Annotated in this window: 29 protein-coding genes and 1 tRNA gene; 18 read left to right on the top strand and 12 right to left on the bottom strand. The window is 68.7% G+C overall.

Annotation, left to right across the window (positions count from 1 at the left end):
• From WC555_RS04775 to WC555_RS04730, 10 genes are all read left to right on the top strand, one after another.
• Nucleotides 1-98 (top strand): hypothetical protein (locus WC555_RS04775; RefSeq protein ID WP_373251626.1); only part of this gene is annotated, 98 nt, incomplete at its 5' end.
• A 38-nt stretch (nt 99-136) separates the two neighbouring features.
• Nucleotides 137-520, top strand: coding sequence for a hypothetical protein (locus tag WC555_RS04770; protein ID WP_373251623.1), 384 nt, complete (start codon nt 137-139; stop codon nt 518-520).
• Between the two features lie 49 nt (nt 521-569).
• Nucleotides 570-1,364 carry a 5'/3'-nucleotidase SurE gene (gene surE, locus WC555_RS04765; RefSeq protein WP_373251621.1) on the top strand — a complete coding sequence of 265 codons (795 nt, stop codon included), beginning with the start codon at nt 570-572 and terminating at the stop codon, nt 1,362-1,364.
• On the top strand, nt 1,361-2,011 hold the full coding sequence (locus WC555_RS04760) for a protein-L-isoaspartate(D-aspartate) O-methyltransferase (protein WP_373251619.1): 651 nt from the start codon (nt 1,361-1,363) through the stop codon (nt 2,009-2,011). The genes surE and WC555_RS04760 overlap by 4 nt, the downstream gene beginning before the upstream one ends.
• A 111-nt stretch (nt 2,012-2,122) precedes the next feature.
• On the top strand, nt 2,123-3,217 hold the full coding sequence (locus WC555_RS04755; RefSeq protein WP_373251617.1) for a peptidoglycan DD-metalloendopeptidase family protein: 1,095 nt from the start codon (nt 2,123-2,125) through the stop codon (nt 3,215-3,217).
• 252 nt (nt 3,218-3,469) lie between these two features.
• The gene (yajC, locus tag WC555_RS04750; protein ID WP_056621355.1) at nt 3,470-3,775 is read left to right on the top strand and encodes a preprotein translocase subunit YajC; all 306 of its coding nucleotides are present in this window, start codon (nt 3,470-3,472) and stop codon (nt 3,773-3,775) included.
• Nucleotides 3,776-3,805: 30 nt separating this feature from the next.
• Nucleotides 3,806-5,404, top strand: coding sequence for a protein translocase subunit SecD (gene secD / locus WC555_RS04745; protein WP_373251615.1), 1,599 nt, complete (start codon nt 3,806-3,808; stop codon nt 5,402-5,404).
• A complete protein-coding gene (gene secF, locus WC555_RS04740; protein WP_373251613.1) occupies nt 5,404-6,396 on the top strand; it encodes a protein translocase subunit SecF in 993 nt (330 codons plus the stop codon). The genes secD and secF overlap by 1 nt, the downstream gene beginning before the upstream one ends.
• 202 nt (nt 6,397-6,598) lie before the next feature.
• Complete coding sequence (locus WC555_RS04735; protein ID WP_373251611.1) at nt 6,599-7,216, top strand: hypothetical protein; 618 nt, start codon at nt 6,599-6,601, stop codon at nt 7,214-7,216.
• The gene (locus tag WC555_RS04730; RefSeq protein ID WP_373251609.1) at nt 7,209-7,841 is read left to right on the top strand and encodes a squalene/phytoene synthase family protein; all 633 of its coding nucleotides are present in this window, start codon (nt 7,209-7,211) and stop codon (nt 7,839-7,841) included. Before WC555_RS04735 ends, WC555_RS04730 begins: the two co-directional genes overlap by 8 nt.
• Nucleotides 7,842-7,855: 14 nt before the next feature.
• On the opposite strand, the gene WC555_RS04725 is transcribed toward WC555_RS04730, so the two are convergent.
• Genes WC555_RS04725 through trmFO form a run of 4 tightly spaced genes read right to left on the bottom strand, consistent with a single transcriptional unit; the run spans nt 7,856 to nt 10,990 of the window.
• Nucleotides 7,856-8,419, bottom strand: a complete 564-nt coding sequence (locus tag WC555_RS04725) for a DUF1353 domain-containing protein (RefSeq protein WP_373251608.1) — start codon at nt 8,417-8,419, stop codon at nt 7,856-7,858.
• Nucleotides 8,420-8,473: 54 nt separating this feature from the next.
• On the bottom strand, nt 8,474-9,343 hold the full coding sequence (locus WC555_RS04720) for an endonuclease/exonuclease/phosphatase family protein (RefSeq protein ID WP_373251606.1): 870 nt from the start codon (nt 9,341-9,343) through the stop codon (nt 8,474-8,476).
• A gap of 46 nt (nt 9,344-9,389) precedes the next feature.
• A complete protein-coding gene (locus WC555_RS04715) occupies nt 9,390-9,590 on the bottom strand; it encodes a hypothetical protein (protein ID WP_373251603.1) in 201 nt (66 codons plus the stop codon).
• Nucleotides 9,590-10,990, bottom strand: coding sequence for a methylenetetrahydrofolate--tRNA-(uracil(54)-C(5))-methyltransferase (FADH(2)-oxidizing) TrmFO (gene trmFO / locus WC555_RS04710; protein ID WP_373251602.1), 1,401 nt, complete (start codon nt 10,988-10,990; stop codon nt 9,590-9,592). Before trmFO ends, WC555_RS04715 begins: the two co-directional genes overlap by 1 nt.
• 63 nt (nt 10,991-11,053) lie before the next feature.
• Here trmFO and WC555_RS04705 point away from each other — a divergent pair, with 63 nt between their 5' ends.
• The 3 genes from WC555_RS04705 to WC555_RS04695 all read left to right on the top strand — a co-directional run bounded on the left by WC555_RS04705 (nt 11,054) and on the right by WC555_RS04695 (nt 14,076).
• Nucleotides 11,054-12,013, top strand: coding sequence for a hypothetical protein (locus tag WC555_RS04705; RefSeq protein ID WP_373251599.1), 960 nt, complete (start codon nt 11,054-11,056; stop codon nt 12,011-12,013).
• 30 nt (nt 12,014-12,043) lie between these two features.
• Nucleotides 12,044-12,982: a hypothetical protein gene (locus WC555_RS04700; protein WP_373251597.1), complete on the top strand. Its 939-nt coding sequence runs from the start codon at nt 12,044-12,046 to the stop codon at nt 12,980-12,982.
• Between the two features lie 155 nt (nt 12,983-13,137).
• A complete protein-coding gene (locus tag WC555_RS04695) occupies nt 13,138-14,076 on the top strand; it encodes a lysostaphin resistance A-like protein (protein WP_373251595.1) in 939 nt (312 codons plus the stop codon).
• A 4-nt stretch (nt 14,077-14,080) separates the two neighbouring features.
• On the opposite strand, the gene uvrA is transcribed toward WC555_RS04695, so the two are convergent.
• The gene (gene uvrA / locus WC555_RS04690) at nt 14,081-16,987 is read right to left on the bottom strand and encodes an excinuclease ABC subunit UvrA (RefSeq protein WP_373251592.1); all 2,907 of its coding nucleotides are present in this window, start codon (nt 16,985-16,987) and stop codon (nt 14,081-14,083) included.
• Nucleotides 16,988-17,133: 146 nt separating this feature from the next.
• Nucleotides 17,134-17,622: a group III truncated hemoglobin gene (locus WC555_RS04685; RefSeq protein WP_373251590.1), complete on the bottom strand. Its 489-nt coding sequence runs from the start codon at nt 17,620-17,622 to the stop codon at nt 17,134-17,136.
• Nucleotides 17,623-17,757: 135 nt separating this feature from the next.
• Here WC555_RS04685 and WC555_RS04680 point away from each other — a divergent pair, with 135 nt between their 5' ends.
• Entirely contained in the window at nt 17,758-17,895 is a 138-nt protein-coding gene (locus WC555_RS04680) for a hypothetical protein (protein ID WP_373251588.1), read from the top strand.
• A 44-nt stretch (nt 17,896-17,939) separates the two neighbouring features.
• Here WC555_RS04680 and WC555_RS04675 read toward each other — a convergent pair whose 3' ends face one another.
• From WC555_RS04675 to WC555_RS04665, 3 genes are read right to left on the bottom strand one after another with little or no spacing between them, the layout of a single operon-like run.
• The gene (locus WC555_RS04675) at nt 17,940-18,383 is read right to left on the bottom strand and encodes a flagellar basal-body protein FlbY (protein ID WP_373251586.1); all 444 of its coding nucleotides are present in this window, start codon (nt 18,381-18,383) and stop codon (nt 17,940-17,942) included.
• The gene (locus tag WC555_RS04670) at nt 18,380-18,691 is read right to left on the bottom strand and encodes a rod-binding protein (RefSeq protein WP_373251584.1); all 312 of its coding nucleotides are present in this window, start codon (nt 18,689-18,691) and stop codon (nt 18,380-18,382) included. The genes WC555_RS04675 and WC555_RS04670 overlap by 4 nt, the downstream gene beginning before the upstream one ends.
• Nucleotides 18,692-18,693: 2 nt before the next feature.
• Nucleotides 18,694-19,800, bottom strand: coding sequence for a flagellar basal body P-ring protein FlgI (locus WC555_RS04665; RefSeq protein ID WP_373251583.1), 1,107 nt, complete (start codon nt 19,798-19,800; stop codon nt 18,694-18,696).
• A gap of 183 nt (nt 19,801-19,983) precedes the next feature.
• Between WC555_RS04665 and WC555_RS04660 the strand changes: the two genes are divergently transcribed.
• The 3 genes from WC555_RS04660 to gltX all read left to right on the top strand — a co-directional run bounded on the left by WC555_RS04660 (nt 19,984) and on the right by gltX (nt 22,431).
• The gene (locus WC555_RS04660) at nt 19,984-20,409 is read left to right on the top strand and encodes a flagellar assembly protein FliX (protein WP_373251581.1); all 426 of its coding nucleotides are present in this window, start codon (nt 19,984-19,986) and stop codon (nt 20,407-20,409) included.
• Nucleotides 20,410-20,594: 185 nt separating this feature from the next.
• Complete coding sequence (gene dksA, locus WC555_RS04655) at nt 20,595-21,026, top strand: RNA polymerase-binding protein DksA (protein ID WP_373251578.1); 432 nt, start codon at nt 20,595-20,597, stop codon at nt 21,024-21,026.
• A gap of 70 nt (nt 21,027-21,096) precedes the next feature.
• Nucleotides 21,097-22,431 (top strand): glutamate--tRNA ligase, encoded by a 1,335-nt coding sequence (gene gltX, locus WC555_RS04650; RefSeq protein WP_373251576.1) that lies wholly within the window; start codon nt 21,097-21,099, stop codon nt 22,429-22,431.
• Between the two features lie 25 nt (nt 22,432-22,456).
• Here gltX and WC555_RS04645 read toward each other — a convergent pair whose 3' ends face one another.
• Complete coding sequence (locus WC555_RS04645; protein WP_373251575.1) at nt 22,457-22,747, bottom strand: hypothetical protein; 291 nt, start codon at nt 22,745-22,747, stop codon at nt 22,457-22,459.
• Nucleotides 22,748-22,874: 127 nt separating this feature from the next.
• A complete protein-coding gene (locus WC555_RS04640; RefSeq protein ID WP_373251573.1) occupies nt 22,875-23,474 on the bottom strand; it encodes a TIGR00730 family Rossman fold protein in 600 nt (199 codons plus the stop codon).
• A gap of 80 nt (nt 23,475-23,554) precedes the next feature.
• On the opposite strand from WC555_RS04640, the gene WC555_RS04635 reads away from it, so the two are divergent.
• Entirely contained in the window at nt 23,555-24,304 is a 750-nt protein-coding gene (locus WC555_RS04635; protein WP_373251571.1) for a hypothetical protein, read from the top strand.
• 142 nt (nt 24,305-24,446) lie between these two features.
• On the opposite strand, the gene WC555_RS04630 is transcribed toward WC555_RS04635, so the two are convergent.
• Nucleotides 24,447-24,521, bottom strand: a tRNA-Asn gene (locus WC555_RS04630).
• Nucleotides 24,522-24,535 lie beyond the last annotated feature (14 nt).

The raw sequence follows: 24,535 nt of genomic DNA, 5'->3' as shown, positions 1-24,535 counted from the left end.
TGGTGGCTGTCATGGAAAATTATCAGGACGGCGATGGACGGATCGCGGTGCCGACGGCTCTGCTGCCCTATATGGGCGGGGTGACGCACGTCGGGTGAGCCAGGTCCGGCTTTCCGGACAGAGATGGAGTGAGCCGATGAAAACGATCCTCGCCGCGGCCGCCGCGCTGACCCTGACGGCCTGCGCTACGGGCCCCTCGTCGAACACCTACGTCCACGCCATGGGCGACACGTCGTTCACCGGCTGGGTGCGGTTCTCGAACGGGGAATTCCAGCTGTACGGCGATGAGGACCAGGTGCTGCAGCCCTTCTCGCGGCCCTGCGTCTCGGGGGCGGCGTCGCGCGACGAGATGCGTCAGGCGATGGGCGACCTGGGCGGTCAGAAGGTGCGGATCACCGGCCGGACCGTCGCCTGGAGCGAGGCCGCGAACGGCCGCATCGAACACGCGGGCTCGGACATCCGCAACGATTGCGGCGGGGCGTTCGTCATCCTGGCCGACGACATCCGGCCCGCCAACTGACACAGGCGCCTTGCGCGACGGGCCGACGCGCTGCAAGAGCGCGGGCGGCATGCGCATTCTTCTGACCAATGACGATGGCATTGAGGCCGAAGGGCTGGAATGTCTTGAACGCATCGCGCGGACCCTGTCCGACGACATCTGGGTGTGCGCGCCGCAGGTCGAGCAGTCGGGCAAGGGGCGGGGCATCACCCTGACCGAGCCGCTGCGCGTCAACCGCATCGGCGACAAGCGCTTCGCCGTCACGGGCACCCCGACCGACTGCGTCGTCCTGGCCGTCAACGACCTGATGCCGGACCGGCCCGATCTGCTGCTGTCGGGGGTCAACCGGGGGCATAACGTCGGCGAGGACTGCTCCTATTCGGGCACGGTGGCCGGGGCGCTGCAAGGCATGGCCTTCGGCATCCGCTCGATCGCCCTGAGCCAGTCGCTGGAGCGGTTCCATGACGAGGTGACGGCGCACTGGGAGACGGCCGAGGCCTATGCGCCGGCCATCATCTCGCGCCTGCTGGCCCAGCCGTGGCAGGACGGGGTGGTGATGAACCTGAACTTCCCCGCCCGTCCGCCCGAGGCCGTGACCGAGGTCGAGGTGACGCGCCAGGGCTTCCGCGACATCGGCGAGATGCATGCGGTCAAGCGCACCGACCTGAGGGGGCGCGACTATTACTGGATGAGCTTCCGCGGGACCAAGCACGACCATCCCGCGGGGACGGACCTGCGGGCCATGGACGAGGGCAAGATTTCCGTTACGCCCCTGCACATCGACCTGACCCACGCGCCCAGCATCCACGACCTGAAGGGCGTGCTGGGCGGGGCGCCGCCGAAGACGGTGGTGGCGGCCGCATGAAGCTGAACGACGATCGCGCCGGGCGTCTGATCCTCGGGCTTCGGCAGCAGGGGGTCACGGACCCGCGCGTGCTGGGGGCGATGGAGTCGATCGACCGGGCCGTCTTCGTGCACGAGAAATTCCTCGACCAGGCGTGGGAGGATCAGGCCCTGCCGATCGACTGCGCCCAGACCATCAGCCAGCCCTATATCGTCGGCCTGATGACCCAGGCCCTGGACGTGCAGCCGCGCCACCGGGTGCTGGAGATCGGCACGGGCAGCGGCTACCAGGCCGCGGTGCTGAGCCGGCTGGCGCGCTATGTCTATTCCATCGAACGCTACCGCAGCCTGCTGACCGAGGCCGAAAACCGGCTGAAGGCGCTGAAGATCGACAATGTCATCACCCGGCACGGCGACGGCAATCTGGGCTGGCCGGAGCAGGCGCCGTTCGACCGGATCATGGTCACGGCGGCGGCGCCGGGCGAGCCGACGGAGCTGCTGCACCAGCTGAAGCCGGGCGGGATCCTGGTCTGTCCGGTGGGGCGCAGCTCGGTGCAGATGCTGCACCGCTACGTCGGTCAGGCCGACGGCTCGTTCCGGCGCGAGAGCCTCAGCGAGGTGCGGTTCGTGCCGCTGGTCGAGGGCACGGCCAAGGAAGGCCAGGGGTGACTCCGGATCGCCGGCCGTTAACCTTCGCGCCCAACTTTGGCGCAGTTTGACGGGTTGGTTGGGCGGCGGTCGGGGCGCGACGACACATCAGGCCGAAGGGCGGGAGACGGCATGACCATTCGATTCGGACTCAAGGCTTTGGCGGTGCTGGGCGGGATGATGACGCTGGCGGCGTGCGCCAGCTATCCGGCCGAGCCGCGCTATTCGATCCATGCGGACGGCTCGACGCCGCCGCCCGCGCCCGCGACGCGGGCTCCGGCCTATCCGACCGCGCCGATTCCGAGCGGGGACGGCGTGCGCGGGCCGACCAATCCCGCGAACGAGGCGCCGCCGCCCCGCACCGCCCCGGTCGAGGCGATCGAGGGCGGGGCCCTGTCGGCGCCGGTCGCCGTCGGGCCGCGGCCGTATCCCGACAGCCCGGCGCCGGCCGCGGGGCCGGCCTCGGAAGGCTTCCGCGAACCCCCGCCGCCCGCCGCCGGCGTTGTCGAGGCGGGCGCGGTCTATGAAATCCAGCCCGGAGACACGATCTCGGGCGTCGGCCGACGGTTCCAGACGCCGGTGCAGAGTCTGATCGACCTGAACGCCCTGGGCCCGCGCGCGACCATCACGCCCGGCCAGCGGCTGATCCTGCCCGCCACGGCGGTCGACATCGGCGGCGATCCCTACGCCACCGGGCCGTCGCCGAGCGGCGTCTATGTGCCTGAAGCGGGAGCGCCGCCGCCTCCGCCCCCGCCGCCGCCGTCGGGCAACGCCGCCCTGCCGTCGCGCGAACCGGCCGCGACCGCCGGGCCGACGGCTCCGGCCGCGGCGACGTCGATGGTGAACCTGGACTGGCCGGTGCGCGGGGACATCCTGAGGCGTTTCGGGCCCGTCGGCATGGGCGAGCGCAACAACGGGGTGAACATCGGCGCGGCCGCGGGAGCCGAGGTGCGCGCCGCCGCCGCCGGACGGGTCGGCTATGTCGGCGACGATCTGGCGGGGCAGGGGCTGACCGTGCTGGTGGTGCACCGCGACGGCTGGCGCACCGTCTATGGCCATCTGGGCTCGGCCGTGGTGCGGGACGGGGACGAGATCCGCGCCGGCCAGCAGATCGGCACGGTCGGCACGACCGCCGGCGACGGGCGGCCCTCGGTGCATTTCGAGACCTGGCGCATGCGCGGCGACCAGCCGAACGCCGTCGATCCGCTGACCGTGTTGCCGCGATAACGTTCTCCCTCCCCCGAAGTGGGGAGGGACAGCCGGCGCGGAGCGACGGCAGGGTGGGGCGGTGCGAACCTGCCGCGGTCAGCGCCTGCCGCTGCAACTCCCCACCCGGATCGCTTCGCGATCGTCCCTCCCCATAAAGGGGAGGGAGAACGCGTTGCAAAGTGTGACGGCGCACCCTAGTTTCCGCGCCTCATTTTCAAGGGCCGCGTTCGGCGGCCCCAGACGTTCGCGGAGACCATCGTGCAGGAACTTATGGCGGGGCCGTTCGGCACCCTGATCTTCTTCGTCCCCGTAATCATCCTGTTCTACTTCATGCTGATCCGTCCGCAGCAGAAGCAGATGAAGGCTCACCAGGCGCTGGTCGCCGGCCTGAAGCGCGGAGACACCGTGGTGCTGTCCAACGGCATGATCGGCAAGGTCACCCGCGTCGAGAACGACCAGGCCATGGTCGAGATCGCCCAGGGCGTGAACGTCGCGGTGGTCAAGCAGATGATCACCCAGGTGCGCGACCGCACGGCGATCGCCGCCAACGACACCAAGACCATCGCCAAGTCCTGACGCCGTTCTGAAAAGGTCGGGGACGCCCGCATGATCCATCTGTCGCGCTGGAAGGTCATCCTTCTTGTCCTGTCGCTGCTGTTCGGGGTGTTCTTCGCCTATCCGAACGTGCTGAGCCCCGCCCAGCGCGAGGCCCTGCCGGGCTGGCTGCCGAAGAGCACGCTGAACCTGGGGCTGGACCTGCAGGGCGGATCGTATCTGCTGCTCGAAGTCGACGTTCCGGCCATGCGCGAAAAGCGGCTGACCAATCTGGGCGAGGACGCCCGGACGGTTCTGGCCGAGGCCCAGGTCGCGGTGAACAGCATCGGGCGGGAAGAGGGCGGCGTGATCGTCACCCTGGCCAATCCGGCCCAGCTGGACCTGGCCCTGACGTCCATGCGGGCCCTGGTCAGCGGCGGGACCAGCGGCGTCGCGGACCGGTCGGTGCAGCGCGTGGGCGACAACCGCATCCGCTACGCCTTCACCGACGCGGCGATGAACTCCATGGCGTCCGACGCCGTGACCCAGTCGATCGAGGTGGTGCGCCGGCGGATCGACAGCCTGGGCACGCGCGAACCCTCGATCACCCGTCAGGGCGCCGATCGCATCGTCGTCCAGGCCCCCGGCGAGAGCGACCCGGCCCAGCTGGAACGCGTCATCGGCCAGACGGCCCAGCTGACATTCCAGATGGTCGACATCGAGAATTCGGTCACGGAAGCCCTGGCCGGCGCCGTGCCGCCCGATTCAGAACTGATCCCGGGGTCTCCGGACTCCGGCCAGGCCTATTTCCTGGTCAAACGTCGGGTGCTGGTGTCGGGCGAGAACCTGACCAAGGCCGAGGTCACGGCGGACCAGAACAACCAGACCGCCATCGGTTTCCGCTTCGACGGGGCCGGCGCGCGCCGGTTCGGCGAGGCCACCGCCGCCAATATCGGCAAGCCCTTCGCCATCATCCTCGACGGCCAGGTCATCTCGGCCCCGAACATCCGCAGCGCCATCACCGGCGGTTCGGGCATCATCGAGGGCAGCTACACCATCCAGCAGGCGTCAGAGATGGTGAACCTGCTGAACGGCGGCGCCCTTCCGGCCCCGCTGAACGTCGAGGAGCGCCGCACCGTCAGCGCCGAACTGGGCGACGACGCGGTGAACGCCGGCGCCCTGTCCACGGCCATCGGCTTCGCCATCATCCTGCTGTTCATGATCCTGGCCTACGGCTTCCTGTTCGGCGGCATCTCGGTGATCGGCCTGCTGTTGAACGGCCTGCTGATCATCGCCGCCATGAGCTTCACCCAGGCCACCCTGACCCTGCCGGGCATCGCCGGTCTGATCCTGACCTTCGCCGTCGCGGTGGACGCCAACGTTCTGATCTATGAGCGGATGCGCGACGAGGCGCGGGCGGGGCGCAGCGTCATCGCCTCGATGGACGCCGGCTTCAACAAGGCCATGGGCACCATCATCGACGCCAACGTCACCACCCTGGTGGCGGCGGCGATCATGTTCATCTTCGGCGCGGGGCCCGTGCGCGGCTTCGCCTGGACGCTGTCGATCGGGGTGTTCACCTCGGTGCTGTCGTCCGTGCTGGTGGCCCAGGTGCTGCTGGCCTACTGGCTGAAGGTGGCCAAACCCAAAAAACTGCCGATCGCGGAGTGATGGCGATGCGTGGATGGCCCCTGATCCGACTGCTGCCGCAGAAGACGAATTTCCAGTTCGTCAAATACGCCCGCTACGCCGCCGCCCTGTCGGTGGTGCTGTGCACCGCCGCGATCGTGGCCTGCTTCTATCCGGGCCTGACCATGGGCATCGACTTCCGGGGCGGCGCCTCGATGGAAGTGTCCAAGCCCGCCGGCCAGGTCATCGAGCTGGACCGGGTGCGCAGCGCGGTCAGTGAACTGGGTCTGGGCGACGTCCAGGTGCAGGGCATCGCCCGCCGCGACACCAACATCGAGGACGGCTCGACGGCGATCCTGAGGTTCCAGGTGCCGGAAAACCAGAACCAGACCGCCGTGGTCAATCAGGTCGAGACCGCTATCAGCGGGGCCGTGGGCGAGGTCACCTATTCGGGCGTCAGCGTCGTGGGCTCCAAGGTGTCGGGCGAGCTGTTCCAGTCCGGCCTGATGGCGCTCGGCGTCGCGATCATCCTCATGTTCGCCTACATCTGGTTCCGGTTCGAGCCGCAGTTCGGCTTCGGCGCCATCGCCGGCCTGCTGCACGACGTGATCCTGACCTTCGGCCTTCTGGTGTTGTTCAAGCTGGAGTTCAGCCTGACCATGGTCGCCGCCATCCTGACGGTCATCGGCTATTCGATGAACGACACCGTGGTGGTGTTCGACCGCCTTCGCGAGAACCTGCGCAAATACAAAACCATGCCGCTGCGCGAGGTCATCGACCTGTCGCTGAACGAGACCCTGTCGCGGACGATCATCACCGGCATCACCGCGGTGATGGTGCTGGCGGCCCTGGCCGTCTACGGCGGCGAGGCCCTGTTCGGCTTCTCGATCGCCCTGATGTTCGGGATCATCGTCGGCACCTATTCCTCGATCTATGTCGGGGCGCCGATCATCCTGCTGTGGGGCGTCAAGCGCGGAAACCGGGACAAGGAAGACCTGAAGCCGGTCAAGCTGGGGATGGCCAGCCGGCCTTAGGCGTGCGTTCTACCTCCCCTTCATGGGGAGGGATGTCAGCGCGTCAGCGCTGACAGGGTGGGGTAGGTCTGGAATTCCCCACCCGGTCGCTGCGCGACCACCCTCCCCATAAAGGGGAGGGAGAATGCGACCACCCTCCCCACAAGGGGGAGGGAGAGCTATGGTGCCGCTCTAACGAATCGCCCCGGGGAGGGGGCTGACCATGGGCAAGCTGCTGTCGAATTTTCGCACCACCTTCCTGCTGAGCCTGGTGCTCGCGGGGGTGATGATCCTCGCGTTCGGCCAGGTGGCCGGCGGCTTCGGCGAGCTGTTCTGGCAGGCGGCGTTCCGCTGGGTGCACGTCGTGTCGGGCATCCTGTGGATCGGGCTGCTGTACTATTTCAACTTCGTCCAGATCCGGGTGATGCCGAACATCCCCGCCGAGCTGAAGCCGGCCATCGGCAAACATATCGCCCCCGAGGCGCTGTTCTGGTTCCGCTGGTCGGCGCTGGTGACCGTGCTGGCCGGTCTGGCCGTCATGTTCGCCCGCGGGCACGCCTACGCCGCCGAGGTGCTGACCTTCGGCCTGGCGCAGGGCCTGACCGAGGACCAGAAGGGCTTCACCCTGATGGGCATCGGCGTCTGGCTGGCCATCATCATGTTCCTCAACGTCTGGGGGATCATCTGGCCGAACCAGAAGCGCGCCCTGGGCATGGTCGTCGTGGATGACGCCGCCAAGGCGAAGGCGGCCCGCATCGCCATGCTGGGCAGCCGCACCAATCTGCTGCTCTCGCTGCCGATGCTGACGTCGATGGCGATGTACCAGACGCTGTTTGGCTGATCCGGCCGACAGCCTCGACGACCAGGTCCGCGCCGCCGACCGCGACCGCTGGCTGTCCAGCCGGTTCGTGGCCGATGGAGGCCTGCGCGCGGACCTCATCGCGCTGTACGCCTTGGAGGCCGAGCTGATGGCCATACCGGCGCGGGTGACCCAGCCGCTGCTGGCCGAGATGCGATACGTCTGGTGGCGCGAGCAGATGGACGGGGTGTTCGCCGGCGTGGCGCGCAAGGGTCATCCGGTGCTCGAGGCCCTGACCGACATCGTCGCCCGGCACGGGCTCGACCGCGCGCCGTTCGACGCCCTGATCGAGGCCCATGTGGGCCGGGTGCAGGGCGATCCGCACGACCTGGACGCCTTCTATGTCGGGCCGATGCAGGCGGCGGTGCGGATCCTGTCGAAGACGGCCGATCCGGCGTCTGTCGTCGCGGCGGCGCGGGTGAGGGGACGGGTCCAGACCGGACAGATCGTGGATCCGGCGATGCGCGCGGAGGCGAACCGGGCCCTGCGCCAGCTTCCGGCCGAAGCCTTTCCCGCTGTCGCGTCCGCGGCCCTGCGCAGCGCCGACCCGGCCGATGCGGCCCGGCGGCTGCAGCTGACCTGGGCGGTGTTGCGAGGGCGGATCTGACGCCTCACGGCGGTTCAGAGATCCACGGTCGGGACGCCGGCGGGCCAGGCGTCATTGAAGAAGGCCTCGCGCGCCGGCGTCGGCACGGCCACGCCGCCGGTGCGCCAGTCCATGAAGGAGGCGTTCCAGTCGGCCCCGGCGCGGTCATAGGCGCCGCCGCCTCCGGCCCGGACGGCCGCATGCATGGCCGACCTGCGCGGCAGGCCGACGCCCAGCTCCTTCAGCGCCTCGCGAAAGATGTCGTCGGCCTCGCCCCGGCGCCCGGGCTGGCCGATGGTGTAGAGCCAGTCGTGCAGGACCGCGGCGATCGCATGCCGGCCGAAGGGCGGGATGACCCAGCGGACGAAGCTGGGGATCGAGGCGAAATCGGTCAGATAGGTGGGCGGCACCCGCACCGTGCGCGACCCGTCGGGCAGGGTGTAGGCGAACGGCCGAAGCACCACCACGGTCGTGCGTCCGTTCCGTTCACGCGCCTGGTCGTGATTGACGGCGCAGACCAACGGCTCCTCGACGCGGATCGCCGCTTCGGTGGCGGTTCCGGTTCTGGCTGTCCTGGATTTGACCGCGTGGAATGGCATAACGGCGATACTGCAACCGTCACGGGTGGAGCGCAAGTGGGGCCCGTCGTCCGCCTATTCCGGCGCGATCGAAACGAGGAGGGGAAGATGGTCCGACCCTATTCCGGGTCCGACCCGGGCGGACGCCTGCAGCCCGGGCGTCGCGAAGATCTGGTCGATCGGAAGCCCAAGGACCGGCAGGGACGAGAACCAGGTGGATCCTGGACCTGTGGATACCCGGACCAGATCGCTCGCCGTCAGTCGGAGCTGTCTGGACCACGGCGTCGCGTTCATGTCCCCGATGACGATGCTTTGGCCGGTCGCGGCCTCGCGCGCCGACCGAAGCATGGCGTTCCGTCCGGCAAGGCGTCGAGGGGTCACCGCGACGGGTGGATGCAGCGCGATAATCCGCACGCCCTCCACGTCGACGACAGTCAGGGGATATCCACCTTCGACGACGGCGCCGGTCGTCCGGGCACTGATGGGTCGGCGACTGAACACGACGGTTCCGTGGATAGAAGGGTCTTCCGGGCCGTGCACGAAAGGCCAGGCCGCGAGCGCCTCGCGGGTTCGAGCGCTGTCCCGCGGCGGCTCGGCGAGGACGACGATGTCGGCGTCCGTGCGCTCGGCCAGCGCCGCCAGTCTTTCGACCACGGCGTCGGTCTTGAAAACGTTGGCCCACACCAGTTTCAGGCCAGGCTGGGTCACGGGCGGGGAGGGGCGGGCGAACAGTTCCGGCGTCAGAAGCAGCAGGCAGGCGCCCAGAACGACGGCCCCGCCTCCGGTCCACAACCGCCCAACGGTCAAGGCGGCCACACCGAACACAAGCGCGGCGACAGCGACCTGGGGACGCAGATTGGCCACCATCTCCAGCGGAGCGAGATTCAGGTTCAACAGCCCCGGCAGGGCCGCCAGCAGGATCAGCCCGCCCACGATCCAGAACATGTCCGCCGCCCCCTTCATCCAGCTATGCCCAAGCGTTTCCGCGTCATCAGTTCAGGGTGCGTTCCAGCAGCTCGATGCGCCGGTCGAGGTCGGAGACGACGGACTCCAGCCGCTCCTTTTCGGACCCCATGTCGATCGGGGCGCCGTCCTCGTACGAGAGTTGAGCCCCGCGGGCGATCAGGTCGAGCCGGTACAGGGCGGTGACGCGCCGGGCCTTGAGGCGGTCGAGTTCGCTTTCCGCCGCCATCAGGCCGCGTCCCGCCAGGCCTTGAGCGCCTCGAGGGCCCGGACGCTCATCAGCCGCTTCTTGGCCCGGCCGCGTTCCTTGAGCGGGATCTTGACCCCGGCCTCGTCGACCTTGGGCGCTTCCAGCGGCGGGAGCAGGCCGTAGTTGATGTTCATCGGCTGGAATTTGGAGATGCCGCCGGGGCCGTCGAGGTGGCCGCCGGTGATGTGTTCGACCAGGGCGCCCATGGCGGTATGGACGGGCGGGGCTTCCAGCGGGCGGCCCAGCCGTTCCGCCGCGGCGAGGCGGCCGGTCAGCAGGCCCATGGCGGCGCTCTCGACATAGCCCTCGACGCCCGTGACCTGACCGGCGAAGCGCAGGCGCGGCATGGCCTTGAGCCGCAGCTGGCGGTCCAGCAGTTTCGGACTGTTGAGGAAGGTGTTGCGGTGCAGTCCGCCGAGACGGGCGAACTGGGCGTCGTGCAGGCCGGGGATCAGGCGGAAGACCTCGGCCTGGGCGCCGTGCTTCAGCTTGGTCTGGAAGCCGACCATGTTGAACAGGGTGCCCAGCGCATTGTCCTGACGCAACTGGACGATGGCGTACGACTTGACCTGGGGGTCGCGGGGGTTGGTCAGGCCGACCGGCTTCATCGGGCCGTGGCGCAGGGTCTCGCGGCCGCGCTCGGCCATGACCTCGATCGGCAGGCAGCCGTCGAAATAGGGGACGTTCTCCCACTCCTTGAACTCGGCCTTGGGGCCGTTGAGCAGGGCGTCGATGAAGGCCTCGTACTGCGCCTTGTCCATCGGGCAGTTGACGTAGGCGGCGGCGTCGCCGCCCGGGCCTTCCTTGTCGTAGCGCGACTGGCGCCAGGCGATGTCGAAGTCGATGGAGTCGGCGTGGACGATGGGGGCGATGGCGTCGAAGAAGCTGAGCGCGTCCTCGTCGGTCAGGTCGAGGATGGCGGCGGCGAGGGCGGGAGAGGTGAGGGGGCCGGTGGCGACGATGACATTGTCCCAGTCCTCGGGCGGCAGGCCGGCGATCTCCTCGCGCACGACGGTGATCAGCGGATGGGACTCCAGCTTCGCCGTCACCGCCTGGGAGAAGCCGTCGCGGTCGACGGCCAGGGCCCCGCCGGCGGGGACCTGATGGGCGTCTCCGCAGCTCATGATGATGGAATCGAGCGCCCGCATCTCGGCGTGCAGCAGGCCGACGGCGTTGTGCTCCCAGTCGTCGGAGCGGAAGGAGTTGGAGCAGACCAGCTCGGCCAGACCATCCGTATGGTGGGCGTCGGTCCTGACGCCCGGCACGCCGCGCATCTCGTGCAGGACCACGGGCACGCCCGCATGGGCGATCTGCCAGGCGGCTTCCGAGCCGGCGAGGCCGCCGCCGACGACGTGGATAGGCTTCAGGGTTTCCGTCATGGGCGGCTTCTAGCGGGGGCGCTCGTGTTGGGCTAGCTTGGCGGTGGGACGGGGGAGAATGAAATGGCGCGATTTTCAATCGGGACCGCGATCGGCGACGCGTTCGACCTGGTCCGGCGGAGGCCGTTGTCGGTGTTCGTCTGGGGGATGCTGCTGATCGCGCCCGCCTTCGCCTCGCTCGCCCTGCTGCTTCCGACGATGGGGGACCTGTTCGCCAGTATGCCGCCGCCGGGCGAAAACAGTCCGGATGACATGATGGCCAGCCGCATGGTCGCCGAGATGATGCAGTTCCAGCTGGCGTCCATGTTGCTCAACATCGGCCAGATGCTGGTGGCGGCCGTGGTCTATACGGCGGTCTTCCGCGCCATCCTGAGGCCGCAGGAGCGCAGCGCCTTCTCCCTGCGGGTCGGCATGGACGAATTGCGCGTGGCCGTCGTGGGCCTTGCCATCGGCGTCGGTCTCTATGTGGCGATGTTGCTGTTCATCATGGTGGGGCTGGCGGTTGGATTCGCGGTCTGGACCGCGGGCGATGCGGTCGGTCTGACCGTCGCGATCTGCGTCATGGTCCTGGTCATGCTCGTGGGGCTTTTCCTCGCCCTGGCGCGGGTTTCGATGATGGCGCCGGCCAGCGTGCTCTACCGCGATTTCGCTTTCGTCCAGGGCTGGCGGCTGGCGGCCGGAAAGACCCTGCCGCTGTTCGGCATGATGCTCGTCATCCTGATCCTGATCCTGCTGTTCGAGGTGCTGCTGGCCGTCGCCGCCCTGATTGTCTTTTCGGGCGTCGCGGCGATGGCGGATTTCGACTGGACGCAGATGCACGGCGAAACCAATCCGTTCGCCGGCATGAACGCCTGGATCGTCGCCAACTGGTACTGGGCGGTGCTGGGCGGGATTGTCGCGTCGTTCCTCTATGGCGTGCTGATGACGCTCTCGATCGCTCCCTTCGCCTCGGCCTGCCGGCAGCTCGACGCAAGCCGGACGCCGCCGGTCGCGGACGAGCATTCGCCCGCGCCCGCCGGGTGAGCTAGGATCACAGCAGACTCAGGAGACACCATGGCCTTTTCGGCAACCGACGCGGCGTTCGAGGGCTTTCGCCTCGTCCGGCGCAACCCGCTGGCGCTGGTCGCCTGGACGCTGCTGTATGCGGTCCTGACGCTGGCCGCCCTGTTCTCGCTGTCCGGAATGGTGGATCAGCTGGAGGCCTGGAGCGTGCAGGCCGAGGCCATGGAGTCCGTCGCCGACCCGACCTTTGATCAGATCTGGGCCGTGATGAGCGATTTCGGCGCGATCCTGGCCGGGGTGGCCTGGTTGCTGCCTGTCAGCCTTGTTGTCGGGGCCATGCTGGGCGCGGCGGTGGCGCGCGGCGTGCTGACCCCCTCCAGCGACCGGTTCGGCTATCTGCGCCTCGGCATGGACGAGGTTCGGGTGCTGGTGGTGACCTTCGTGCTGGGCGTGGTCATGAGTCTGGTCGTCGTGGCCGCCTTCGTGGCCGTGGGCGTGTTGATCGCCGCGGCCAGGACCGCGGGCGGCGACGGTCCCGCCGCCATCGCGGCTCTGGTCGGTTTTCTCGCCGCGACCTGCCTCTTCATCTGGTTGTCCGTGCGTCTGAGCCTGGCCGTGCCGATCACGGTGGCCGAGCGTCGGTTCGCCTTCTTCGACTCGTTCAAGCTGACCAAGGGCCGGTTCTGGCCGTTGCTCGGCATGGCGGTTCTGGCCCTGGTCATGGTCATGCTGGTGCAACTGCTGTCGTCCATCGTCAGCCTGCCGCTGGGCATCGTCTCGGGCCTCGAGAGCTGGTCCTTCAACAGCGATCAGGACCCGGAGGCCGTCCGGGCCGCCCTCGACGTCAGCAATCCGTGGGTGATCGCCCACGCCGTGGTCGAGGCCATCGTCTCCGCCCTGACGGTCGGCATCCTGTACGCGCCCTTCGCGGCCGCCTGGCGCGACATCGCGGGCGGTCGACCGACGGCAACGGCGTCCGGCCCGGTTTGACCTCCACCGTCAAGAGGCCTGATCCTCGCGGGCCCGGCCGGCGCGTGACGCGAGGCTGAACGGCCGAAATCTGAAAGTCGGCGCATCCATTGGCCGCCCTGGCCGCCTCATGCCGTAGCGGAGCCCGTCCGCTCGATCGTGACAAGGAGCGCCGCATGGCCGGTATTGAACTTTACGCCCCGCGAAAGCCTCGCCATCGCCGGACCTGGACCATCGCCGCGGTCGTCCTGGGTCTGGTGTTCATGATCGGCGGACAGGCGGGCGCGCTGTTGCCGGCCGTGGCGGCCGGCTTCATTTCGCCGGGCGACCAGGGCGGCGACTGGCGGGAGATGGCGTATGAACTCGGCGCGGCCTTCGGCCTGACGACGATCCTCATCCTGCTGTGGGCGCGGCTGTTCGAGCGGCGCGGGCCGTCGGCCCTGGGGCTGAACGCCAGAGGCCCGATGCGGTTCGTGCGGGGCTATCTGATCGGCCTGACCTTCCTGCTGACCGTGGTCGGCGGAATCTGGATCGCCGGCGGCTATGTCGTCGAAGGCGCCGGGGCGTTCGGCTCCGCCGCGGTCGGGGCGGCCCTGCTGCCCGTCGGCGTGCTGATGCTGGGCTTCATCATCCAGGGGGCGTCGGAAGAGATCCTGTTCCGCGGCTGGCTGATGCAGCTGATCGCCTCGCGGCATGGGCTGTGGATCGCCGTGGTCGGCAACTCGGCCCTGTTCGCCCTCGCCCATGCCGGCAATATGGAGCCGTCCAACGAGCTGTATGTCGGCCTGGCCAACATCGTCCTGTTCGGCCTGTTCATCAGCCTCTACGCCGTTCGCGAGGGCTCGCTGTGGGGCGCGTGCGGATGGCATGCGGCCTGGAACTGGCTGCTGGGGCTGGGCTTCGGGCTGGAGGTGTCCGGCATGGCGATGGACGTCACGCCCCTGATCACCAACCTGACGGCGGCGCCGGGCGCACCATGGTGGCTGACCGGCGGCGCTTTCGGGCCGGAGGCCAGTCTGGTCGCCACGGCGGTGCTGCTGACGGGAGTCGTCGGGCCGATCGTGCGCGGCCGGACCCGGGATCAGGGCGCGGAAGCGGCTCCGGTCGCGGCCTGAGCCGTCAGGCGCTCTTTCTGAGCGCCGCGACGCGCGCCTTGCGGCGCGTCTCGTGGCGGTCGAGGATTTCCTTGAGGTATTTGCCGGTCCAGCTCTTCGGATTGGCGGCGACCTGTTCGGGGGTGCCGACCGCGACGATCTCGCCGCCGCCGTCGCCCCCCTCGGGGCCGAAGTCCAGCAGCCAGTCGGCCACCTTGATGACGTCGAGATTGTGCTCGATGACGACGATGGTGTTGCCGTTCTCGACCAGTTCCTGAAGCACCTCCAGCAGCTTGCGCGTGTCCTCGAAATGCAGGCCCGTGGTGGGCTCGTCGAGGATGTAGAGGGTCTTGCCGGTGGCGCGTTTCGACAGCTCTTTCGACAGCTTGACCCGCTGGGCCTCGCCGCCGGACAGGGTGGTCGCGGACTGGCCGACCTTGACGTAGCCGAGGCCGACCCGGTTCAGGGTCAGCATCTTGTCGCGGATCGACGGGACGGCCTTGAAGAAGCTTCCCGCCTCCTCGACCGTCATATCCAGAACGTCGGAGATGCTCTTGCCCTTGAAGACGATTTCCAGCGTCTCGCGGTTGTAGCGCTTGCCCTTGCAGACGTCGCAGGTGACATAGACGTCGGGCAGGAAATGCATCTCGATCTTGATCAGGCCGTCGCCCTGGCAGGTCTCGCAGCGCCCGCCCTTGACGTTGAACGAGAAGCGACCGGGGCCGTACCCGCGGGCTTTTGATTCCGGCAGGCCGGCGTACCAGTCGCGGATCGGGCCGAAGGCGCCGGTGTAGGTGGCCGGGTTCGAGCGCGGGGTGCGGCCGATGGGCGACTGGTCGATGTCGATGACCTTGTCGAACATCTCCAGCCCCTCGATGCGGTCGAAGGGGGCCGGGGCGTCGGAGGCGTTGTGCAGCCGGCGCGCGGCGGCCTTGTAGAGGGTCTCGATGGTGAAGGTCGACTTGCCGCCGCCGGACACGCCGGTGACGCAGGTGAACAGGCCGGCGGGAATCTCGCCGGTGACGTCCTTCAGATTGTTGCCGGTGGCGCCGCTGATCTTCAGCATCTTCTTGCGGTCGACGGGGCGGCGGCCCTCGGGCGGCAGTTCGATCTCGCGCTCGCCGGTCAGATATTTGGCCGTGAGTGAGTTCGGATTGGCCATGACCTCGGCCGGCGTGCCCTGGGCGCAGACCTCGCCGCCATGGACGCCGGCCGCGGGACCCATGTCGATGACGTAGTCGGCGGTCAGGATCGCCTCCTCGTCATGCTCGACGACGAGGACGGAGTTGCCGAGGTCGCGCAGGCCGCGCAGGCTTTCCAGCAGGCGGGAGTTGTCGCGCTGGTGCAGGCCGATGGACGGCTCGTCGAGGACGTACAACACGCCGGTCAGGCCCGAGCCGATCTGCGAGGCCAGGCGGATGCGCTGGCTTTCGCCGCCGGACAGGGTGCCCGAGGCGCGCGACAGGCTGAGGTAGTCGAGCCCGACGTTGTTGAGGAAACGCAGCCGGTCGGTGATCTCCTTCAGCACGCGGCGGCCGATCTCCATCTGCTTGTCGGTGAGCCGATCGCCCAGGGCCGTGAACCATTCGTGGGCGTGTTTGATCGACAGCCAGGAGACGGCGGCGATGTCCTCGCCGGCGATCCTGACCGCCAGGGCCTCCGGCTTGAGGCGTTTGCCGTGGCAGACCTCGCACGGGGTTTCGGACTGGAACCGGCCCAGCTCCTCGCGCACCCAGGACGAGTCCGTCTCGCGCCAGCGGCGTTCCAGGTTCGGCAGCACGCCTTCGAAGGCCTTGGAGACCTCGTATTTGCGGGCGTTGTCGTCATAGGTGAATTTGATCTTGTCGCCGCCCGAGCCGCGCAGGATCACGTCCTGGGCCTTCTGAGGCAGTTCGCGCCACGGCACATCCATCGAGAAGCCGTAGTGGCGGCTGAGCGACTGCAGGGTCTGGGTGTAGAGCGGCGAGGGGCCGCGCGACCACGGGGCGACCGCGCCCTTGTGCAGGGTCTTGTCGCGGTCCGGGATGACCAGATCGGCGTCGAAGGCCAGCTTTACGCCGAGGCCGTCGCAGGCCGGACAGGCGCCGAACGGATTGTTGAACGAGAACAGCCGGGGCTCGATCTCGCTGATCGTGAAGCCGGAGACGGGGCAGGCGAATTTCTCGGAGAAGGTCAGCCGGCGCGGCTCCTTCTCACCCTCGGCGACACTGGCCCATTCGGCCACGGCGATGCCGTCGGCGAGGCCGAGCGCGGTCTGCAGGCTGTCGGCGTAGCGGCTTTCCAGCCCCTGTTTGGTGACGATCCGGTCCACGACGATGTCGATGTCATGCTTGAATTTCTTGTCGAGGGTCGGGGCGTCCTCGATCGGGTAGAATTCGCCGTCGATCTTCAGCCGCTGGAAGCCGGCGCGCTGCCACTCGCCCATCTCCTTGCGGTACTCGCCCTTGCGGCCGCGCACGACCGGGGCCAGCAGCAGCAGGCGTTCGCCGTCGGGCAGGGCGGTCAGCTTGTCGACCATCATGGAGATGGTCTGGCTCTCGATCGGCAGGCCCGTGGCCGGCGAATAGGGCACGCCGACGCGCGCCCACAGCAGGCGCATGTAGTCGTGGATCTCGGTCACGGTGCCGACCGTCGAGCGCGGGTTCTTCGAGGTGGTCTTCTGTTCGATGGAGATGGCCGGCGACAGGCCCTCGATCAGGTCGACGTCGGGCTTGCCCATCAGCTCGAGGAACTGGCGGGCGTAGGCGCTCAGGCTCTCGACATAGCGGCGCTGGCCCTCGGCGTAGATGGTGTCGAAGGCGAGCGAGCTTTTGCCCGACCCCGACAGGCCGGTCATGACCACGAGCTGTTCGCGCGGGATGTCGAGATCGACGCCCTTGAGATTGTGCTCGCGGGCGCCGCGCACGCGGATGAAGTTGTGCTTTTCGGTCATGAGGCCTGAAGACTGGGGAATTCGGGAACGCGCCCGGGCCGGGGAAGGTCCGGCGCGACGCCGCTATATGGGGATCAATTCGCGGGATTCAGCAAGAACAATGTAGGAACATGGCTCGCAAACGCCTCTCCTGCTGACAGCCGGTGTCAGCAGGCGTCGTTATCGGCAGGCGGCGTCCACGCTTCGGTCGGCCGCAGATAGCGCTCGCCCCTGCGCAGCAGCACGCCATGGGCGCCGGCGATGCCCAGCTCCAGGCTTTCGGCGATGCGGCGGGCCCGTTCGATAAAATGGGCCGCGGCGGGGGGCGGGCAGACGTCCGCGGCCGTGGCCTCGAACAGCTCCAGCCAGCGGTCGAAATGCCGGGCGTCGACGGGCAGGGGCAGGTGTTTCGGCATCGGCCGCCCGTGATAGACGCCGCTCATCAGGGCCACGGACGACCAGAACAGCTTCATCTGTTCGAGATGCGGGCCCCAGTCGGAAATCCGCGCGGCGAACACCGGCCCGATCAGCGGGTCGCCGCGCACCCGGTCGTAGAAGGCGTCGACCAGGCGGGCGATCATCGGCTCGTCGATCCCGGTCTCGGCTTCGATGCGCCGGACGATGGACTGGCGGCGGCTGGCGGGATCATCGGACAAGGTCACCCGGCTTCAATAGGCCGCCGGGAGCCGGTCCGCCATTGCGGCCAATCGCCGTCGAGGAAATGGCTTGCGCGTCAGCCGCTTCGATCCCATTCTGAAGCTCCTGGTGAGTGTCCTGGAGGCCCGACGAACATGATCAGCGCCCTGGAAATCGGTTTCGCCCTTTCCGCCTCGCTGCTCGCGCTCGTGACGGCTTTCAGCCTGCCCAAACCGAAACGCGCCCGCGTTCGCGCCCGCAGCAACCGGCCGGACCGCGCGCCGCGCGGCTGACGGACCCGGTCAGTCCCTGAAAACCCGTCGCCGCTGATGGCGCGTCAGGCCGTGCGGTTGAACGCGACCGCCCGGCCGTCGCCGGCGTTGGCCTGGCCCGAGGCTCCATAGGCGGACGGCGATCCGCGCTGGCTGGCCACTTCGGCGACGATCGTCCGGACCAGTCCCTCCGAAACGATGCGGGCCGCCTCGACGGCGCGGGCGTGGCGCGACAGGATGGCCTCGAAGGCTTCGGTGGCCTTGACCAGCGCCATGCGGTCGCCGGCGGGGGCGGCGGCGACCGCGGACGGATCCGCCTTTATCTGGGCGGACTCGCGGCGATAGACATTGGCCAGTTGCTGGGTCTCGGCCAGGGTGGCGGCGGCGTCCTGCGGGCGGCGGGCCTCGAAGGCCCGCGATTCATCGATGAGGCGGGCGGTCAGCCGGGTGGTCAGGTCGGTCAGCTGACGGACCCGCGCCCGGGCGTTGACGATGGCGGTCTCGGTCATGCGGCGGGCTCCTGGGCTTCCTGCATCTTCAGCATCTGGGCGACGACCTGGTCGGCCAGGCCGATGCCGCCGGCCTTGACCGTCTGTTTGGCCATGGCCTCGATCATGAAGCTGCGCCACGTTCCTTCGGCCTCGCCGCCGCCGAACGGCGCCTCGGTGGAAAGCCCCTCGAACATCGGCTTCATCATCTGGGCGAGGAAGGTCGCCTCGAAATTCTCGGCCGTCTCGCGCATGCGATCGGTGACGCCGGGGTTGGCGGCGGCCACGAGCGGTTGAATCAGGCCGGCGGCGACGGACAGGGCGGTCATGCTCACATCACCTCGATGTCGGCTTGCAGGGCGCCGGCGGCCTTGATGGCCTGCAGGATGCTGATCATGTCGCGCGGGCTGACGCCGAGGGCGTTGAGGCCGTTGACCAGGGTCGACAGCGAGGTCCCGCCGCCGACGATGCGCATCTGGCGGCCCAGTTCTTCCTCGACCGCGACATCGGACTGGGGAACGACGACGGTCTGGCCGCCGCGGCTGAAGGGCTCCGGCTGGCTGACCTGGGGGCTTTCCTGCACCGAGATGGTCAGATTGCCCTGGGCGATGGCCACGGTGGAGACGCGGACCGCCTCGCCCATGACGATGACGCCGTTGACCTCGTCGATGATGACCTTGGCCGGGGCGTCGACCTGGACCGGCAGGTTCTCGACCATGCTGATGAAGCCGGCCATGCCCATCTGGCCCGGCGCGCGCAGGGCGATGACGGTGCCGTTCTCGGCGAGCGCCGTGCCGGGGTAGGTCCCGTTGATGGCGGCGGCGACGCGCTGGGCCGTGGTGAAGTCGGGATTGCGCAGCGTCAGCCGCACCTCGTTCATATTGGCGAGGTGGAAGCCGGTCTCCCGCTCGACCGTGGCCCCCGAGGCGATGCGGCCGGCGGTGGGCACGCCGCGGGTGATCGAGGAGCCCGACGCTCCGCCGCCGGAGACGGCGCCGGTCTGGATCGAGCCCTGGGCGACCGCATAGACCTGGCCGTCGGCGCCCTGCAGGCTGGTGACCAGCAGGGTGCCGCCCAGCAGGCTCTTGGCGTCGCACATGCTGGCCACGCTGACGTCGACGCGCGAGCCGGGGGTGGCGAAGGGCGGCAGTTCCGCCGTCACCATGATGGCGGCCATGTTCTTGGCGTTGGCGTTGGAGCCGCGGATGTTGACGCCCAGCCGTTCGGTCATGCCTTCCAGCGACTGGCGGGTGAAGGGGCAGTTGCGCAGGCTGTCGCCGGTGCCGTTCAGCCCGACCACGAGGCCGTAGCCGACCAGTTGGTTGGTGCGGACGCCCTCGATGGCCGCAATGTCCTTGATCCGCGACTGGGCGGACGCCGGCGCGGCGAATCCGGCCACGGCCGCGGCGGTCAGGAGGGAGGCGAGCAGTTTCTGCATAGGCGGGGCGTCCACATACTGTTGCGCCTCCCCCGTTGCCAAAGGCGTGCCAGACGAAAACCTCCATGAAAACAGGGGCTGGTGGCGCCAGCGCCCCGGACGAAGCGGCAGAATCTGCCGGGGCGTTAACCAAACGGTGACGCGGCGCCGCCGATGGTCCGGCATGTGCTGGAGTCGCATCGTATGAAGGTCACAGGCCCGTCCGGACCGTCGTCGCCGCAAGGCAGCCGCCCCGCCCGCGCCAGCGGCGGCTTCTCTGTGCCGCAGGCCGCGGCGGGCGCGACGGCCGCGGCGACCAGTTCCGCGTCCGGCCTGTCGGGGGTCAGCGGCGTTTCCGCCCTGATGGCGCTGCAAGGGGTCGAGGACGTCACCGAACGCCGCCGCAGGGCCATCCGTCGCGGCGGCGGCCTGCTGGACCGGCTGGAAGAGCTGAAACTGGCCCTGCTGCAGGGCGAGGCGGGCGACGCGGCGCTGGATCGCCTGTCGCGAACCCTGCGCGAGGAACGGCCGATTGACGCCGACGCAGGCCTGAACGGGCTTCTGGACCAGATCGATCTACGCGCTGCGGTTGAGCTGGCCAAGGCCGATCTTCGCCGCAACGCAGCATAAGTCGGCGAAATCTTTCGCAAAAGCCTCATCACAGAGCGACGGGTGATGAAGAAATGTCACGCTCCCGTCAGGACTGTAAGCTTTACGGGTCACGCTCTTGCGAGCGTTGTTGCCGCGACTCCATAGCAACCCTATAGGCAGGTCTGCGCCACAGGGGGGCGCTGTAAGAGAGCGTGAGTGCGACTATGACCGCATTGGCCTCTGTGCCTGTCGGAACGGCCGGTTACCGTCCGTCCGACGATGAGCCATTCATGAATGAGCGGCAGCTGGCCTATTTCAAGGGCAAGCTGATGGACTGGAAGGATGACATCCTCCGCGAGTCCAAGGGGACGGTCGTCAATCTGAAGGCCGAGACGGAGAATCATCCGGATCTGGTCGATCGGGCGTCGTCGGAATCCGACCGGGCGCTCGAGCTGCGCACCCGCGACCGCCAGCGCAAGCTGATCTCCAAGATCGACGAGGCGCTGCGCCGCATCGAGGACGGCTCCTACGGCTATTGCGAGGAGACCGGCGAGCCGATCAGCCTGGGACGGCTGGAAGCCCGCCCCACGGCGACGCTGTCGGTCGAGGCCCAGGAGCGGCACGAGCGCCGCGAACGCGTCCACCGCGACGACTGATCGCCCGCGAGCCTTGACTTGAAGCGCCGTGGGGGCGACCTGTGCGCCCCGCGTTTCCAAGGTCTATCGCATGTCCGTCAAGGTCCGTTTCGCCCCGTCGCCGACGGGAAAGCTGCACGTCGGCAATGTCCGCACCGCCCTGGTGAACTGGATGTTCGCCAAAGGGCAGGGCGGGTCGTTCGTGCTGCGCATCGACGACACCGATCTGGCGCGGTCCACGGCCGAGTTCGAGCAGGGCATCGAGGATGACCTGACCTGGCTGGGCCTGGTCTGGGATGAACGCCACAATCAATCGAAGCGGTTCGACCGCTATGAAGAGGCCGCCGCGCGCCTGAAGGCCGCCGGGCGGCTGTACGCCTGCTACGACACCTCCGAGGAACTGGACCGCCGCCGCAAGGTGCAGCTGTCGCGCGGCCTGCCGCCGATCTACGACCGCGCCGGGCTTGCGCTGACCGATGCGGAGAAGGCCGCCTATGAGGCCGAGGGCTGCAAGCCGCACTGGCGTTTCAGGCTCGACGGCCGCCGCGTGGCCTGGGAAGACCTGTCGCGCGGCCACGCCGAGGTGGACACGGCCTCGATGTCGGACCCGGTGCTGATCCGCGAGGACGGCCTGTTTCTCTACACCCTGCCGTCGGTCGTCGACGACATCGACATGGCCATCACCCATGTGATCCGCGGCGAGGACCACGTCACCAACACGGGCGCCCAGATCGAGATATTCGAGGCGCTGGGCGGGCCGGTTCCGGCCTTCGCCCATATGCCTCTGCTGGTCGGCGAGGACGGGCAGGCGTTGTCCAAGCGGCTGGGCTCGCTGTCGATCGCCGAGATGCGCGACCAGGGCTATGAGCCGATCGCCATCACCAGCCACCTGGGCCGCATCGGCACCAGCGATCCGCTGGAGGTGGGCGAGTCCGTCGACGCCCTGGGCGCCAGCTTCGCCTTCGCCAAGATGGGCCGGTCGCCGGCGCGTTACGACACCGCCGATCTGGACCGGTTGAACGCCCAGGCCCTGCACGCGATGCCGTATGCCGTGGCGCAGCCCCGGCTCGTCGCGCTGGACGCCGATCTGGGCGAAACCTTCTGGAACGGCGTGCGAGGCAACCTTCAGAAGTTCGCCGATGTCGTTGAAATGGCGGCCATCGTGCGTGGCCCGGTCACACCGATGATCGAGGACCCGGCCTTCGCCCGGGCCGCGCTCGCCGCCCTGCCGGAGACCATCGACGAGACGCTGTGGCCCGTCTGGACCGCGGCGGTGAAGGAGGCGACCGGCGCCAAGGGCAAGGCGCTGTTCATGCCGCTGCGCCTGATGATCACGGGTCAGGCGCATGGCCCCGACATGGCGACGCTCGCGCCCATGATCGGCCGCGAGCGGATCGTCAAACGGCTGAACGGCGAGACGGCCTGACCCGCCTCGCCGGCTTCAACTCAAATCAGGCGTTGCAGGCGGCCAGTTGCTCGGCCGAGAGGGTCACGCCCTTGTAGCTGAACGACGACACGGCGCCGAAACGGGCCACCACGCGGCGGCAGGCGCGCGTCGCCGGCTGGTTCGCACCGCCGGTGGCGGTGCAGGCGCCGCCCTCGCAGCGCCAGGAGGCGCCGTCGATGATGGTGGGCGAGGCCGGGGCCTTGGACGCATCGGCCAGGACGGCGCTGGAGGCCGGGCCTTGGGCGAGGGCGGGGGCGGCGACAAACAGGGCCGCGGCGATAAGCAGAGCACGCATGGGGAGGTCTCCGGACAGGCGCAAACGACCATCGTTTCCGCAGCGCCAATGTCCGTTGTTATACGAAACTGTCAAGGCGCGTTTCCAAAAGAAACGCACGAACATCGGCATACTGACCAGTGATTGCTTATCGTTGATCATGTTTCAAGTGCGGCATCGCGTCCGCGCCCTTCATGGCCGCGATCGCCGCCTCGACCGTGTCGCAAACGGCCCAGGCCTGGCGGAATGTGGCGGGGGTCATGCCGGACTCGATGCTGTGCTCCATAACCGCCAGCAGCGGTTCCCAGAAGCCGTTCAGATTCAGGAAGATGACCGGCTTGGAATGCAGGTCCAGCCGTTTCCACGACAGCACCTCGATGGCCTCCTCGAGCGTGCCGACGCCGCCGGGCGCGACCACAAAGGCGTCGGACTGGTCGTACATGATCGTCTTGCGCTCGTGCATCGACGGCACGACGATCGTCTCCACCTCGTCGAACAGTCGCTCGCGGCTGCGCAGGAAGCCCGGCATGACGCCGAGCACCCGTCCGCCGACCGCGTGGGCTCCGCGCGCCGAGGCGCCCATCAGGCCGACGCCGCCGCCGCCATAGACCAGCCGCCAGCCCGCCCGGGCCGTCTGTTCGCCGAAGGCCCGCGCCGCCTCGGTGTAGGCGGGATCGGAGGCGTCCGAGGAACCGCAGAAGAGGCAGACGGACTTTCCGTCGAAGGGCTGGATGACAGGCGAAGACATGGGGCCTCGAGAACGATGGAAGACAGCGGCCTTACGGGCGCGCTATCTGGGGGGATACTCCTAGCGGTCGGATGCACGCGATGAAACGGGCCATGTTCGGGAAGGCGGCGACGGCGGCGCTTCTGGCTGCGCTGGCCTCGGCCTGCGCCCCGCCAGCCGCGCCCCAGCGCCCCGCCGAGGTCGAGAGCGCCGCGGCCGGCTGGACCCGCCCGCCCGAGATCCAGACCGTGCAGAGGGCCCGGTCCGGTCTCGTTTTCACGGGCGAGGCGGAACCGGGCGCGCGGGTGGTCCTGCGCAGCGAATCGGGCGCCGCCTATGCGGCGGCGGCGGACGGGCGGGGCCGGTTCGAGATCCGGATGGCGGCGCCGGCCGGCGATCTGTGGCTGCGGCCCGAGACCCAGATCGGTCAGGACGCCGCGCCGTCGCCGGACCGGCTGCTGATCATCGGCGACGGACGGGGACCCATCGCGGTCCTGCGAACGGGCGGACCGACCCGGCGCCTGGACCACGCTCCGGTCCTGGGCGCCGTCGACAGCGACGGCCGCATGCGGCTGGCGTCCGGCCGCGCAGCGGGAAGCGCGCCGGTCCTGGTGCAGGCTGGCGGCGAATCCGTGAGGGTGACCCCGGACGCCGAGGGCCGCTGGAGCCTGATGTTGCGGCCGTCGGACGTTGCCGATGAAATCCAGGCGGGCGGCGCACGTTTCGCCTGGCCCGGGGAGCTCGCCGGCGGCCCCGCGCCGCGGGTCGAGCGCGCCGGGCAGGGCTGGCGTGTCGCCTGGACAGGGGCGGGAGGCGCCCGGCAGTCGACGTGGCTGCCTGACGCCGCCTGAAGCGGTTTACGTTCGATTAACCAATTCGCTGCATCGGAAGGATGTTCCTTTTCGGGACACCCACCATCACCGAACTTCTTCAGCCCGGCGCTCCCGCGTCGGGCTTTTTTTGGTTTCGATGTCGGGGAGGCGAGGGAGAGAGTGGCTCCGCGGGTAGGATTCGAACCTACGACCAGCCGATTAACAGTCGGCTGCTCTACCACTGAGCTACCGCGGAACACTTCCTCTCGG

This window comes from Brevundimonas sp. (assembly GCF_041648615.1).
In the GTDB taxonomy this organism is placed as follows: Bacteria; Pseudomonadota; Alphaproteobacteria; order Caulobacterales; family Caulobacteraceae; genus Brevundimonas.
Note: the sequence above shows the minus strand (reverse complement) of the source record. Positions and strands in the feature narration are given on the sequence as shown.